The following is a 14,717-nucleotide window of genomic DNA, read 5'->3' as shown; positions in this document are numbered from 1 at the left end:
CGTCATGACCCGACCGCGGCCCAGATTCCGCCGGCCGGCCCTCTGCCCGTTCTCATCCTCGGGCCACAGGGTCTCGCCGGCCGAGCCTGGCCGCATCATCAGGAGAAACTAAATGTCGCCGAATCGTCGAAAGAAAAAGTCGTCGCGCAGCCGCGCCGGCAGTCGCAGCCAGTCGCGTGCGACTCGCCCGGCCACCCCGCGCCAGACAGAGATTCTGACCTTCATCCGGGACTACACCCACAAAAATGGCTATTCCCCGACCTACGACGAGATCGCCGCGGAGTTCGGCATCTCAAAGGTCACGGTCTTCGAGCATCTCAACATTCTCGAAGAGCGCGGTCTGCTGACCAAGGACCGCCACAAGGCTCGCTCTTTGCAATTGGCTGACCATCTCGAGCTGCCCGACGATCGCCCCGGCCGCCTCAAGCTCATCGGCCGCATCGCCGCCGGCTCGCCCATCGAAGCAATTGAGAATCCCGAAGTGGTCGATCTCGATCAGGTCTTCACCTCCAAGCATGGCGTTTACCTGCTCGAGGTCCGCGGCGACAGCATGATCGAAGATCAGATCGCCGACGGCGACTACGTGGTCATCGAGCAGCGGACAACGCCGATCAACGGCGAAACAGTGGTTGCCCTCCTGGACGATGGCGAAGCGACACTCAAGCGCTTCTACCGCGAACGCGGGCGCATCCGCCTCCAACCGGCCAACGCCAGGTACGAACCGATCTACACAAACTCGGTGAATATCCAGGGCGTGATGATCGGCCTGATTCGCCGTTCGATTTAGCAGCGACGTGGCTTGCGGCTACTCGTATCGCAGCGCCTCAATCGGGTCCAGCCGGCTCGCCCGCCATGCCGGGTAAAACCCGAAGAAGACGCCCGTGGCAAAGGCGAATCCAAGCGCGATCCCGGCGATCCAATACGACACCGCCGTCTCGTAGCCCTTCCACGAAGTCAGCACAAAGGAGAATCCCCACCCGCCGAACATCCCCAAAATGCCGCCGACCGTGCAAAGCACGATGGCCTCGATGAGAAACTGCATCATGATGTCGACGTTGCTCGCACCAATGGCCATCCGCAGCCCGATCTCCCGCGTCCGCTCGGTCACGCTGACCAGCATGATGTTCATGATGCCGATCCCGCCCACCACCAGCGACACCCCCGCGATCATGCCCAAAAGCCATGAAAACGAAGCACTCGACTCCTCCTTGACCTGTGCAGACTCGGACAGCGCGAACAATCGAAAGTCGTCCGCGTCCCCCGGGCGAAGTCGGTGCCGTTCGCGCAGCAGCCGCCGAATCTGATCTTCCGCCAGTTTCGGATCAACCCCATGCGCCGCGGCCGCGATGAGCGTCTGCGAAACCTCCGCCCCGGCAATCTTCCGCTCGAAGGTCGAAAACGGAAAAAGGATGACGTCGTCATTATCCCGCTGGTCGCTCATGCCCTTGAATTCCAGCAGGCCGACAATCTTGAACCGCCCGCTCTTGACCGTGATCTCCTCGCCGACCGGATTCATCGAGCCGAAAAGTTCCTTCGCGGCGGTCAGACCGATGACGCACACCGGCCGCTTGGCGATTTCGTCGCGGTCGTCCAGCTTCCGGCCGCTGATGACTTCCCATCGGCGGATGTCGTGGTAATTGGGATAGACCCCCTGCACGTTGGCCGAGTAATTGGCGTAGCTCGACTTGACCTGCATAGTCATGCGATTGGACGGCGTCGCCGCCCGGACAAGTGTGCATTGCTCGTTGATGGCGTCTGCGTCGTGCTTCGTCTGCATCGGCTTCGACTGAACGTCGGCCTTCGCCAGCCCGGATGCCTGAACGCTGAAATTACGGATGAACATCCAATCGTCGCCCAGCCGGGCAATCTCGTCTTCAATGCGCAGCTTCGTGGCCTGGGCCATCGCGACGAGAATAATCACCGCGCCGACGCCGATGATGATGCCCAGCATGGACAGGACCGTGCGCACCTTGTTCTTGGTGAGGCTGATCCATGCTTCAGCGATAAGGGTTCCCGAATTCATCCGACGGCGCAGCTCCTTGGGGCGGGACAGCGTCCTATTCTAGCCGGTTTGATGTCGAGCGTCATTGCGACTTGACCAACGGCCCCAGCATGTATCCCTTGCCGCGAACCGTGACGATGTACTGCTCGCCGTCATCCCCGCCCATCGAAGCGAGCTTCGCCCGAAGCCGGGCGACGTGCATATCAATGGTGCGCGTCTCAATCTGCCCGCCCGAAAGACCCCATAGACGAGTGAGCAATTCCTCCCGCGAGATGGCCCGTTCGGGATTCGCCGCAAGGTGCGACAACACAGCGCACTCCGTCTCCGAAAGCGAAGTCCGCGGCTCGTCCCCGGCATGCACCTCTCGGCGCTCCAGGTCGACCGTCGCCTTCCCCGCCTTGAGCAGGTGAACAATCTCCGGTCGCTCCGGGCTTCTGCGCAATACCGCCTCGACTCGGGCGATCAGCTCCTTGGATGAGAATGGCTTGACCACGTAATCGTCGGCGCCGGCCTTGAGTCCCGCGACGCGCTCGTCCTCGGTCCCGCGCGCCGTGAGAATAATGACCGGCAAGGTCGGATGCGTCTTACGAAGTTGCGCGAGAACCCCCATGCCGTCGAGCTTCGGCATGAGCAGGTCCAGCAGGACAAGGCAAACGCCGGGCCGCCTCGCCGCCGCAAGCCCGGCCGCGCCGTCGGCGGCGTCGACGGGGTCATATCCGGCGTTGCGCAGCACCTGAACCACCGCGTCTCGAATCGCTGTCTCGTCCTCAATTACAACAATCTGCTGTGCTGCCACGCGATCGATTGCTCCGCGACGCGAGTCGTATCAACCCGCCATCAGGCTCCTCAGTGCATTCTGCCATTGTAGCCGCAGGGCCCATTTCGCGCCCCGTCGAATCGAGCTTCGCCAACGGGCGTTGTTTGACACCTGTACGGCCCGGTTTCATACTTAGATGCGCCTCATGAGACATGCCCCGGCAGGGGTTGAAATGAAACGGACGCGCCTCTGATGCCCCACCGCCTCACCGCCCTTGCGGAACTTCTGGCCCAGTTCAACATGCCCTGCGAGATTGTCGGCGATCCGAATCGCGAGATCACCGGCGTCGCGACCCTGGACGAAGCCGGCCCGACGGAAATCAGCTTTCTTTCGAATGCCAAATACGAAAAGGCCCTCTCGACGACCAAAGCAGGCGTCGTGATTGTCTCGAAGGAGCAAGAGATTCCCAGCGGTTTGTGCGTGATTCGCGCGCCGGACCCCTATGCCGCCGTGACCGTCGTGATGGTTCACGTTCATGGCTATCGCAAGCACGAGCGAAAAGGCATCGACCCGCGCGCTGTGGTCGATCCGACGTCGAAGATCGGCGAAAATGCGGGGATTTGCCACAACGTGACCATCGGCGCAAATGTCACGATCGGCCGAAACGCCGTGATGTATCCCGGGGTTTATGTGGCGCGCGATTGCCAAATCGGCGACGACTGTATTTTGTATCCGAACGTGACGATCTACGAGGGCAGTGTCCTGGGCAATCGCGTCACGATTCACGCCGGAAGCGTGATCGGCGAAGACGGCCTGGGATATGCGCCGGTCAAGGGTAAATGGCACAAGATCCCGCAGATCGGCATCGTCGAGATCGGCGACGACGTGGAAATCGGCTCGAACTGCTCGATCGATCGCGCCACGCTCGGCCGCACCGTGATCGCCTCCGGGACGAAGTTCAGCAATCTCATCGCCATCGGCCACGGCGCGAAGATCGGCGAGGATTGCATGTTCGTCGCCCAGGTGGGCATCGCCGGATCGGTGACGGTCGGCCGGCACGTGACCATGGCGGGCAAGGTCGGCGTCGCGGGACATCTGCACATCGGCGACGAGGCTCAGATCGCTGCCATGTCGGGCGTCATGAATGACGTTCCCGCGGGCACATCAGTAGCGGGCGCTCCGGCCGTTCCCATCAAGGATGCGATGCGGTCGTTTTCCTATCTGGCCCGGCTTCCGGACATGGCCAAACAGATCAAGCAACTCGAAGCGCAGGTCGAGGCGCTTCGGAAAAAACTAAGCAGTTGAAAGGGCCGCTTCGACTGCTCGTCGACGGCGGGTGACGGGGGCTTACTGCCGGGGGTGGCAACGTTCGTGGATGAACTTCAGACGCGATCTGTCTACGTGGGTATAAACCTGCGTGGTTGCGACATCGGCGTGGCCGAGCAGTTCCTGCACGATGCGCAGGTCTGCTCCGCCCTCGAGCAGGTGAGTCGCGAAGCAATGGCGCAGCGTATGCGGGCCGACCGGCTCGGTGATGCCGCTGAGCCCGGCGTAGCGGCTGACGAGTCTCCAGATATTGGTCCGATCCATCGCTCGTCCGGTGCGCGACACGAAGAGGGCATCTACATGCGGCGCGGCCTCGGTGAGGATGCCGCGCAGCGAGCGCAGATATTCGCTGACCGCATCGGTGGCGTGCGAGTTGATCGGCACGATCCGTTCTTTGTTGCCCTTGCCGAGGCAGCGCACGTAGCCGACCTTTAGATTCACATCCTTGACATTGAGACCGGCCAATTCAGAGACGCGCATTCCCGTTGCATAGAGCAGTTCGAGGATGGCGCGATCGCGGGCGTAGAAGGGCTCTCCCGGCTGCGGCACTGCGAGCATGGCATCGACCTGCTGCTTGCCGAGCGTGCCGGGCAATCGCCGCCACTTCTTGGGCGACTCCAGAAGCGCGCCCTTATCGTCCGGGGACAGCCCGACGATGAAGAGATACCGCAGAAACATCTTGACCGAGCAAAGGTGCCGCGCGATGGTCGAAAGCGCGAGCTTGCGCTCGGACAAGCGAACGAGAAACGCGCGAATCACCAGCGTATCTATTCGGGCGACGGAGCAGATGTCCCGTGCGTCCAGTTCGTGGACAAACTCGCGCAGGTCGCGCTGGTAGGCCTCGATCGTGTTCGGCGCCAGGCCGCATTCCGAGACGAGGTACTCGACGAACTGCCGGAGAAGGCGCGGCCAATCGGCATGGGCCGTCGAAGGCGCCTGAGCCGGCTGCGGCAGAGGCGGCGGAGCGATGCGATACGAAGGTGTTGCACTCATGCTGGTGTTTCGGATCAGTGTCGATTCGTGTGAGCTAATGTCCTAGCAGTCTATCGGCCGTGGCGCGCGAAATATGGAGTGTTCGCGCAGGGGTCGACATATCGGCGGGAAATGCGCAAAGAAGTGCAGATCGTGCGTGAGGCCGTAAAGACCCGCCTTGGCAATTCACTCAAGATCGACTCTCGCCGATGCGCCCTCGCGCGGGCAGCATGAGCGAGAAGCAGGAGAAGTGTGAGCCATTACGCTCGCTTCGACGCAGCATCAGCGCGCCGCCGAGGCACTCGGCCCAATAGCGTGAAAGCGACAGCCCCAGTCCGACACCGCCGGCGCGGCGATCGTCCGATCCTCCGCCTCGGCGAAACGGCTCAAAGACATCGCGCCGCTCTCTTGGAGATACGCCCGGTCCCTCGTCGTCGACTTCCAGGATGATGCCGTCGCCCGGAGCGGGTCGAGCGGTCAGCCAGATGCGGGCATTGCCGTTGCCACCGCTGTACTTGCAGGCGTTCTCGATGAGATTGGTGAGGATCTGGCCGACGTACTCGGTGTCGGTGTCGACGACGGCGTCGCTTGCGCAGCGGTTTTCGATGATGAGCTGCTTGCCGGATTTGGCGCACGTTTCCGCAGTCGCCTCTCGCGCTGCCTCAAGCATCTGTTCGGGCCTTGTCGTTTGCGGATTCAGCTTGGGAGCAGCGTCGCCCACGCGAGAATAGGCCAGCACGTTTTCGACGAGCCGGGACAGACGACGGGACTCGGCCTTCAGGAGTCCGGCGTATTTGTGTCGCTGCTCTCCGCTTTCCACTTTCATGTCGCTCAGCAAATCGCTGTAAAGCTGGAACGAAGTCAGCGGCGTGCGCAGCTCGTGCGTCACGGCCGCAACGAATTTCATTCGCCGTTCCGCAAGGGCCAGGTACTTCAGGACGCCGTAGGTGATCGCCGCGAGGGCCAGCAACGTCGCGGTCCATCCGACGGCGAGGCCCTGCACAAGGCTTGCGGAAATCCCACTGGCGACGACCGGCATGCGGTGGCCGGGAATGAGCCGGGCGTTGAGCATCCGCACCATGCCGCGCTCATTGGCCGTTGCGGCCAAGGATTCATGACGAACGGGAACCAGCCGTCCCTCCGGGTAGAGGTCTTCAATCTGCTTTTCCAGCGTGGACTTGAGTTGCTCCCAATCGATGAGACAACCCTGCAGAGTACAATGCTCGGCCGTTTCGACAGAAGCGGCACGTACGAAAGCAAGCTGCGGAGCGCCATCCATCGTGAGATCGAGCCAGACCGGCGTCATTAAAGGCGTGCGGACGGGGATGCAGGCCCCGGTGTCGGTCAATCGCGAGTTACTCCTGGCGGTGCCGGTTTCGAGATTGGCAGTGGCAACAAGCTCCGGCTCGCAGGATGACTCCGGCTGGATTTCAAGCTGCAACTGCATCAGTCGCTCGGCGCGTCGAGCCGTCTCGCTCGTGCCGATCTGCGACTCACTCGTCGAGGATTCTTCTGCCGAAGCGTCCAGTTCGCTGACGGGCTTGTCATAGCCGGCGCGACTGGAGTTCATCAGCGTTTCTATCAGCACTTTTTCCAGGGAATCGGGCGTGTAGCGCTCTCTCAACGCCGCGAACCAGTTCTCGGCTGTCGCCTCGGTGGCACGGTGGGCGGGAAGAATCGAGCCGGCGGGCATTGCGTAGTCGGCCTCGTCGCCGAGCTGAGGACTGCTCCAACCCTCGGCAACCGACACCTGAAAGTGCAAAAGCAGCCAGGCGGGTCCCTTGAAGTCCTTGAGCGGAGAGACAACTTCGATGTCGCGACTGACATCGTGATGATTGCCTCGGAAGCGCGCGCCCGTCGTGACGTAGAAGGATCGAAACTGCGAATAGGGTCGCGCCCGCTCGGCGTAGACGATCGGGGCGACTTCGGTCTCGATGCGAGCCATGGCGCGCTCGAATCGAATGTCATCGGCCTTTCGCATCGCATCGTGCGCTTCGATTCGGTCCAACTGAATCGCCGACTTCGTCGCCCAGGCCAGGCCGCCGCAGACGAGCACCCAGACCGCCGCAATGGCGATCGTCGCGTGTCTGCGTGTGGTATTGACCGGCGTCACGTGATTCTCCCTGTGCGGCTCAAAGTCCGAAACGGGTCGCCTGCCTACCGGACGGTCAAACGGCGAACGGTGCGACCACCTATTATCCGACGCTGTGCGGCGATCGTAAATAATTCGGCTTTGGCGGCGAATACCCTGACCGATAGATGGTATGTCTTTTTCGTGCGGCTTGGCCGCCCTATCCTAATTCGGGGGAAAACCGTCGTGATCACCATGAAACCACCGGTTGATGCCACTGCTCGCTCGAAGCCGGCCGGCCCGGGACCGGAAACACGGCTCAGCGACGCGCTTCGCCCCCCGATGATTCGCTCCGCCCGACCTTCGACCAAAGCGCCCTTTGCACCGGTCGCTCCGGTCTATTCTAGCATCCTGACCATCGGCCTTGGCGGCGCGATGCTGTTCATGAGCCTCCAGCGCGGGCTCCTATTGGGCCAGATCGCCGCGGCGGCGCTCACCGCCTGCACGCTGCACGGGCTTTGGCGCGGCGGGTTTCGAAAGCTGGTGATGCTCGCGTTCGCCGTAGTCATGGTCGTCTTTGGTCCTTCCATCCAGGCCTTTACCTCTAACCTCGTCACCCAGACCACGGGCAGCCCTCCCGGCATGGGGGGATTCGTCCTGACCGCTCTCGGGGCCACGGCGCTTTGGTGTGTTTGTCACTTCGGGACCAAGAGCTTTCGCAGGCGCGTGATTATGCGGCGCGGCGGACTCCTTGCGGTCGATCGAGTGGGCGGTGCTGCGCTGGGACTTGCCGAGGGCGTGGCGATCGTCTTGAGTCTTTGCTGGTTCTCGACGTCGCTCCAGCCGTTCGCGAAGCTGATGACCGACGAGAAGGTCTCCCCGAAGGGTTCGCCGCGCGCCCAGGTCGGTGCGACAATGCTCAGGCTGGCGCAGGAATCGCGAATGGGAGCGATGGCGAGCGTCACGGATGGGACGAATCCAATCGCGAAGATTCCCGCGCTGCGCGACGCGATTCACGAGTTGAACACGACGGGTCAGATTCGGCCGGAACAGATCGACCCGAAGATGGCCGAGCAGCTCCGCGAACTGCTCAAGAACCTGCCCACTGGAAACGACCTGAACCCGGTGCTGCAAGGCGCCGGCGGCGGCATCTCGCTGGAGAAGGTCTTGAATCAGGCGAAAGAATAAGTCTCGATTCGGATACGCGCAGTACCGCTTCCCGTGAACCGATCCGTTTGCCTTATCTCTTTCGGTTTGTCACATCCGCAGAAAATTCGCCAGCAGCTTGGCGCCTTCGTCGGTGAGGAAGCTCTCCGGGTGGAATTGTACGCCTTCGAGTGGCGCGGACTTGTGGCGAAGTGCCATGCATTCGCCCTGATCGGTTCGGGCGGACACTTCAAACTCGGGCGGCAGCGTCGCGACGTCTACCATTAATGAGTGATAGCGCGTTGCGGTGAAGGGGTTCGACATGTCCGCGAAGATGGTCCTGCCGTCGTGATGAATGGGGCTGGTCTTGCCGTGCATGATCCGCCCCGCGCGAACGACGGCTGCGCCGAAGGTGTGGCCGATGCACTGGTGGCCCAGGCAGACGCCGAGGACGGGAATCTTCCTGAAAAAATGCTGGATCGCATCGTTGCTGATGCCGCCCTCGGCCGGGGTGCAGGGGCCGGGTGAGATGACGAGGTGGGTGGGCTTGTCCTGCGCGAGGCGCTCGACGGAGACCTGGTCATTTCGATAGACGCGGATTTCGTGGCGCAGGGCGGAGTCTTCAAGGCCGATCTCGCCGAAGCGCTGGACGAGGTTGTAGGTGAAGGAGTCGTAGTTATCGATCAGCACGAGCATAAGACGACGGCTTTCTCCCGGTCGCGGGCACGCCTTTGAATCGGACGCGAGGCGATATTACGATGCGTCCTGACAATCGCGTAACACTATCCGCACGGCGGCAAGGAGTATAGACGTGGGCGACGGACAACATCCAGGCATCGAGACACTCTGCGTCCACTATGCGGAGAATCGGGAAACCAACCTCGGCGCGGCGGCTCCCCCGCTCTATCAATCGTCCACCTTCACCTTTCCCGACAGCGCATCGTTTCACTCGCGGTCCGAAGACCGGCAGCGGTTTGATTACACGCGCGTCGGAAACCCGACGGCGCGGCTGCTCGAGGAGAAGATCGCGGCGATGGAGAAGGGCGAGGCCGCTCGGGCATTCGGCTCGGGCATGGCGGCGATTTCCGCGGCGATCTTGTCGTGCGCGAAGTCGGGAGATCATGTCGTCTGTGTCGGGACGGCGTATGGTCCGACACGGAAATTGCTGACGAACTATTTGCCGCGCTTCGGGATTGAGACGACCTACGTGCGTGGGACGGAAGCGTCGGATTTTGAAGCGGCGACGCGGCCGAATACCAAGCTCTACTATCTGGAGTCTCCGTCCAGCATCTTGTTCGAGGTGCAGGACCTCGCGGCTATCTGCGCCCATGCCAGGTCGCGCGGGATATCCACCATCTGCGACAATTCCAACGCGACGCCGGTTTATCAGAATCCGCTGACGCTGGGCGTCGATCTGGTGGTCCACTCGGCGTCGAAATACATCAGCGGCCACAGCGACGTGATCGCCGGGCTCGTCGTCGGCTCGGCGGAGCGCATGAGGTCCATTGTCAACCTTGAGGGTGAGCTGCTGGGCGGCGTGGCCGATCCGTTCGCCTGCTGGCTGATGCTGCGCGGCTTGCGGACCCTTGGCGTGCGCATGGAGCGTCATTCGCGAAGCACCGCGGCGATCGCCCGGCTGCTGGAGAGCGACATGCGCGTGGCACGCGTGTACTACTCGGGACTGGAGTCGCACCCACATGCGGCCCTGGCCCGAAAGCAGATGCGCGGCCACAGCGGGCTCATTAGTTTCGCCCTGAAAACGCCCGGCAGAGAGGCGGCGTTCGCCGTGGTGGATGCGCTGCGGTATTTCGGCATCGCCGTGAGCTGGGGCGGTTATGAGAGCCTCGCCGTGCCGCTGGAGGTCGCCGATCCGTCGGACGGCAAGAGCAAATGGGTGATCCGCATCAGCATAGGTCTTGAATCGGTGGAGGATTTGAAGGCCGACCTGTATCAGGCCCTGGCGGCCGTCTCAGGGTGATTTTTCGCCGGGGCGCGGTTGGTTGTGAGGATGGTGGAATCGGGCTAGAATCCTCATCGCTGGATGATTCCGGCGGGCGATCTTCGGGGGCCGAAACGAGAGACGTCTCGCCGACGACGGAATGGTGCACTTGCGTCCTATCAAGCTGCTGATCCTCGATGTTGACGGCGTGATGACCAGCGGCGGCCTCCCCTACGATCGGCATGGCAACGCGATCAAGGAATTCCACGTGCAGGACGGCGGGGCGATTCGTTTATGGCAGCAGGCCGGTGGTTGCGTTGCGATTATCAGCGGCCGGCAGTCCGCGGCTGTCGCAGCGCGTGCGGCTGAGTTGGATATTGAGTTGATTGCCCAGGGCGTCGGCGACAAGCTGCCGGCGTTCGAGTCGTTCTGCGAAAAGGCGAAAGTGTCCTCCGCCGAGACGGCGTTCATCGGTGATGATCTGCTGGATATCGCGCCGATGCGAAAGTGCGGCTACCCCATCGCCGTCGCCAACGCGGTGCCGCTGGTGAAGCGAGCCGCTGCGTATGTCACGCGGCGAGCCGGTGGGTCCGGCGCGGTCGCAGAGGCGGTTGAGCGATTGCTTCGCCGCAATGGAACCTGGTCGAGCGTCGCAAAGCGTTGGTCGGCCGATCGAGCGTCTACGGATACGTAATGGATCGGCGGAATTGAATATGCGAGAAGGACTACCGAAAAAAATCCTGCTGATGGGCGCGACGTTTCTGATGGCGGTCGCGGCCTATGTCGTGTTCTCCAGCCCCGATCATGCCACGGTCGATCCGGATGCCGGAAATTCCGCCGACGTCGTTCACAAGTTTGTGACTCGTGCCGCGGCGACAACGCAGGTCGCGGTTCAGGGTATGACGGACGCGCGCATTCCTTTAAGCCCCGGCGCTCAGACGCGTGTGAAAATTTACGACGATGTTTCCGGCCGGCTCAAGTACATCTTCGAGGCGGAGAAATGGGAGCCGATCACCGAGACGGATTTTCACCTTCACAAGCTGGCGATCCAGATTTACATGCCGCGCGGCGAGATCACCTACATCAATGCCGACGAAGCCGAAGTAACCATCACGCGACGAACCAGTACGCGCGTCGATCCCAAGCGGGGTCGCCTCTGGGGCAACGTGAAGGTGGTCATTGACCGCACAACGACAAAGTGGCGCGAGGAGAATCCGGAACTTGCCGAGCGATTTGCTCACCCTGACGACCTCATCAGTATCTTTCTGCCCGAGGCGCGCTTTGACATGGATCGCGCCGAACTGTTTGCCGATGGCGATGTCCTGGTCGATAGCACCGAGGCGCGGATTGAAGATTGTCGCGGCCTGACGGTTCAGTGGGACCAGGTTGATAATCGCATCGACATGCTGCGCTTCGAGCAGGGCGGTCGGATGATTCTGCGGCGCGGCGGCAAGATGATCGACTTCGGAATGCCCGGCACGACGCGCGACGCGAAGCGAGGCAAGAAAGCGACCGCATCCGGTTTGAAGGGCAAGGGGCAAATGGTGGCCCCTCGCGCCGAGGCGATGAAGCCGATGTCCATCGCCGCGATCACGGCCGCCGAGGCCGCCGCGGAGATTCGCCTGGAAGGCGGGGCCGTCGCCGCCAATCAGCCCCGGTCGCTGCCATCCGCCGCTGCCGCCGTGCATACCCCCGTTGGCGAGTTGAAGAGCGCGGACGATCTTACCGCGGCGGTTCAGCAGATGACCACGGAGGCGCGGTCAGCGGTTGACGGCACGCCCCTGGCACAGGCGGAGTCCGTCAAGGAACGGTCGCGCGTGCATACCTACCGCGCCGTGTTCGCCAACAACGTCGTGGTGGAGCAGCGAGACGGGTTGCGAACGATCGGCAAGATTGAAGCTGACAGCCTCGAAGTGAATTTTGACTTCGGTCGCAAACAGCGCCAGCAGGCCAGCACCGGCCCGCGTCCTCAGGGCGCCGCCAAAGTGGAGCCGGAAGACGGCGATACCTCCGGCGCCGCGTCGGAAACGAGCAGCGGCCGCACCACTGCCGGCTTGCCTGCGGATTTCAGCCAGGACGATCAGACTCGACTCACCCTGACCTGGAACGGCCCTTTGGAGATGCGACCGATCCGCGTGAATGCCGAGGAGCAGACCGGCCAGCGCTTCGATGCGGTCGCGATCGGTAATCCGGTCAGGCTGATGAGCGACCAGGTCGCGCCCGGCGGCGAGGCCGGCGATCCAAAAAAGGCGACGGCCACCTGCGATCAACTCGTCTACCGGCATGAGCGCCGCCAAGTATGGATGTCCGCGACCGATGCGCGGCCCGTTCAGATCAATGTCGGTGGATCCGGCACGCTGAGCGGACGCGAGATTTTCTTTGATGAGAAGCGGGGGCTCGGCCGCGTCGAAGGGCCCGGTCATATGGAAGACGACCGGCTGGACGGCCTGATGGGCGATTCAGACGCATCCGGCGATCTCGCCAAATCCAAGTCGGCGCGTGATGCCGTTCGCATTGATTGGGCGCGCGGCGTCGATCTCGAAATTGGTCGGCGACACGTTCGGCAGATGAACCCCGACACAGGGGCGATGGAAGACAAGGAAAAAGAGTATCTTCGCCGCGCCTGGTTCCACGGAACCGTTTCGATGAAGCAGGGCGAGGATCGACTCGTGGGCGAAGAGGTCGCCGCGACATTTGGCGAGCCCCGCTCCGGCGAGGATGTTGCCGACCACATCCAGCACCTCAATATGTCGGGCGGGGTCCGGCTGGAGCGAGGCGACGATGTGCTTGCGGGCGATCGGCTGGACGTCGCGATGACGCTGACGCCTGACGGACGAAGCGTTCCGCGCAGCGTTGACGGTTTCGGTGACGTTCTGGCTCGCCAGGCGAATCGAGAGATTCGCGCGCAGAAGATGCACGTCGAGTTGGCTCAGATTCCCGGCAAGCCGCGCCCGGCGCAGGACGGCAGGCCCGCGGCTCCGGCCAAGTCACGAATCGGAATCCAGACGGTCGATGCCGGTGGCGACGTCTTCATCATCGACCCGACTCAGAATTTGAAAATCAGCCGCGCAGAGTCGCTCAAGGCCACGATGAACGCAGGCGGCCAGCTTGCCACGGCGCTGATACTGGGCGCTTCGGCAGATCGACCTGCAAGGGCCCGATTTGGGGATGTCGCGCTGCACGGCGAACGCATCGACATCGACATGACCCGCCAGTCGATGGTGGTGCCGGGCCCCGGTTCGTCGTACATCCGGACCAAGGAGGACTTCAGCGGTCGCAAGCTGAGCGAGACGACGACCGTGAAGACGACCTGGAAGGATCGGATGGAGTTCCAATTGGAGAGGAACTACGGCGTCTTTCTCGGCGACATCGTCAGCCAGACTCCGAACTTCCGGCTCACGTCGGAAAAGATGACGGTTCGATTCAGCAATGCTCCACCGCCTCCGCTGCGCAAGGCGCGCGGCGAGGTTTCGCCTTTCAAGTTGATGGCGGACGTGCGCGAGGAGGCCGGTTACGTCGGGGCGGTCTTTTCGACGCCGGTGGTCGCGGCGTTTACCGCGACGCGCCTGCTCTGCGGTTTGCCGCAGGAGCGGATCCTTGCCAAGTTCGGGGAAGTGTCCGGTGATAGGGGCCGGGACGATCAAGTATCGCTCGCGGCTGTCGGAGGCCAGAGGAAGCGGCCGGTCTATGTGGTCGCCGAAGGTCGCGCCGAGGCGCTGAGCATGGAGTACGCGCCCGATACGCGGCTGGGGCTGCGCGGTCGTCTCTTGTCCCGGGTTCGGATCGCCGCGCCGCAGATTGCAGTCGATCTCGTCGCCGAACAGATGAACATCCCCAGCGCCGGTACCCTATTGATCGAAGACTACCAGTTTGATCCGCGAGAGCGAAAGAAGCAGTCGCAGGCCAGCGCGGAGGCGGCGCCGATGATGAGCAGCCTGCGAAGCGACGGACCCAGCCAGACGGCGATCACCTGGCAGAACTCGATGGACTTTTTCGTGGACCGCAGCCTTGTTGTCTTCGACAAGGATGTTTCGATGGTCCACCGCAGCGGTCGGGAGATGGTGATGCAGGGCGAGCTTGCGTCGGCGATGGGCCTTGACGACGCCTCGCTTCAGCACATCGGCAAGGGGCGCATCGCCACGTTGCGATGCGGCAATCTCCTGCTGGAGTTCAAGACCGCGAAGAAGGAGCCGAAGAAGGGCAAGTCCCAGGCCGGCGCCCGTGCCACGGATCTGGCACGTCTCATTGCCAAGGAGTCGGTTCACCTCAAGGAAGACACCAAGAGCCTGACCGGCGAGCACCTTCAGTATCTCGCCGATTCCGGAGAGACCCGGCTCGAAGGGGCCAGCAACTACGAAGCAACCATCATGGACGAGGAGGAGGGCTCCGGCCGGTTCATGATGTGGCGTGGGCCGGTCTTGATCTGGGATCGGGCAAAGAATCGCATCGAAGCGCCGAAAGCCACCATTCGAACCAGCCGGCGCTGATTCACACCATTCGATAC

General features: G+C 62.5%; 11 protein-coding genes. 6 read left to right on the top strand and 5 right to left on the bottom strand.

Features of this window, described 5'->3' with window-relative positions; translation table 11 throughout:
* The first annotated feature begins 112 nt into the window (after window positions 1–112).
* Window positions 113–787 carry a transcriptional repressor LexA gene (gene lexA / locus HS101_08380; GenBank protein MBE7506285.1) on the top strand — a complete coding sequence of 225 codons (675 nt, stop codon included), beginning with the start codon at window positions 113–115 and terminating at the stop codon, window positions 785–787.
* An 18-nt stretch (window positions 788–805) separates the two neighbouring features.
* Here the strand turns inward: lexA and HS101_08375 are convergent, their stop codons facing one another.
* The gene (locus tag HS101_08375) at window positions 806–2,023 is read right to left on the bottom strand and encodes an ABC transporter permease (protein ID MBE7506284.1); all 1,218 of its coding nucleotides are present in this window, start codon (window positions 2,021–2,023) and stop codon (window positions 806–808) included.
* Window positions 2,024–2,084: 61 nt separating this feature from the next.
* Window positions 2,085–2,798, bottom strand: coding sequence for a response regulator (locus HS101_08370; protein MBE7506283.1), 714 nt, complete (start codon window positions 2,796–2,798; stop codon window positions 2,085–2,087).
* A gap of 213 nt (window positions 2,799–3,011) precedes the next feature.
* Between HS101_08370 and lpxD the strand changes: the two genes are divergently transcribed.
* Complete coding sequence (gene lpxD / locus HS101_08365) at window positions 3,012–4,064, top strand: UDP-3-O-(3-hydroxymyristoyl)glucosamine N-acyltransferase (GenBank protein ID MBE7506282.1); 1,053 nt, start codon at window positions 3,012–3,014, stop codon at window positions 4,062–4,064.
* A 42-nt stretch (window positions 4,065–4,106) separates the two neighbouring features.
* Here lpxD and xerD read toward each other — a convergent pair whose 3' ends face one another.
* Together xerD and HS101_08355 are read right to left on the bottom strand one after the other, a co-directional pair.
* Complete coding sequence (gene xerD / locus HS101_08360) at window positions 4,107–5,078, bottom strand: site-specific tyrosine recombinase XerD (GenBank protein MBE7506281.1); 972 nt, start codon at window positions 5,076–5,078, stop codon at window positions 4,107–4,109.
* A 169-nt stretch (window positions 5,079–5,247) separates the two neighbouring features.
* On the bottom strand, window positions 5,248–7,170 hold the full coding sequence (locus HS101_08355; GenBank protein ID MBE7506280.1) for a HAMP domain-containing histidine kinase: 1,923 nt from the start codon (window positions 7,168–7,170) through the stop codon (window positions 5,248–5,250).
* Window positions 7,171–7,374: 204 nt separating this feature from the next.
* On the opposite strand from HS101_08355, the gene HS101_08350 reads away from it, so the two are divergent.
* Window positions 7,375–8,316: a CvpA family protein gene (locus HS101_08350; protein ID MBE7506279.1), complete on the top strand. Its 942-nt coding sequence runs from the start codon at window positions 7,375–7,377 to the stop codon at window positions 8,314–8,316.
* A gap of 69 nt (window positions 8,317–8,385) precedes the next feature.
* Here the strand turns inward: HS101_08350 and HS101_08345 are convergent, their stop codons facing one another.
* Window positions 8,386–8,970: an aminodeoxychorismate/anthranilate synthase component II gene (locus tag HS101_08345; GenBank protein MBE7506278.1), complete on the bottom strand. Its 585-nt coding sequence runs from the start codon at window positions 8,968–8,970 to the stop codon at window positions 8,386–8,388.
* 115 nt (window positions 8,971–9,085) lie between these two features.
* On the opposite strand from HS101_08345, the gene HS101_08340 reads away from it, so the two are divergent.
* The 3 genes from HS101_08340 (at window position 9,086) to HS101_08330 (ending at window position 14,700) form a co-directional block, all read left to right on the top strand.
* On the top strand, window positions 9,086–10,252 hold the full coding sequence (locus HS101_08340) for a PLP-dependent transferase (GenBank protein ID MBE7506277.1): 1,167 nt from the start codon (window positions 9,086–9,088) through the stop codon (window positions 10,250–10,252).
* A 130-nt stretch (window positions 10,253–10,382) separates the two neighbouring features.
* Window positions 10,383–10,907 carry an HAD-IIIA family hydrolase gene (locus HS101_08335; GenBank protein ID MBE7506276.1) on the top strand — a complete coding sequence of 175 codons (525 nt, stop codon included), beginning with the start codon at window positions 10,383–10,385 and terminating at the stop codon, window positions 10,905–10,907.
* A gap of 19 nt (window positions 10,908–10,926) precedes the next feature.
* On the top strand, window positions 10,927–14,700 hold the full coding sequence (locus HS101_08330; GenBank protein MBE7506275.1) for a hypothetical protein: 3,774 nt from the start codon (window positions 10,927–10,929) through the stop codon (window positions 14,698–14,700).
* Window positions 14,701–14,717: the final 17 nt, after the last annotated feature.

It is taken from the genome of Planctomycetia bacterium (assembly GCA_015075745.1).
Taxonomy (GTDB): Bacteria; Planctomycetota; Phycisphaerae; order UBA1845; family UTPLA1; genus UTPLA1.
Note: the sequence above shows the minus strand (reverse complement) of the source record. Positions and strands in the feature narration are given on the sequence as shown.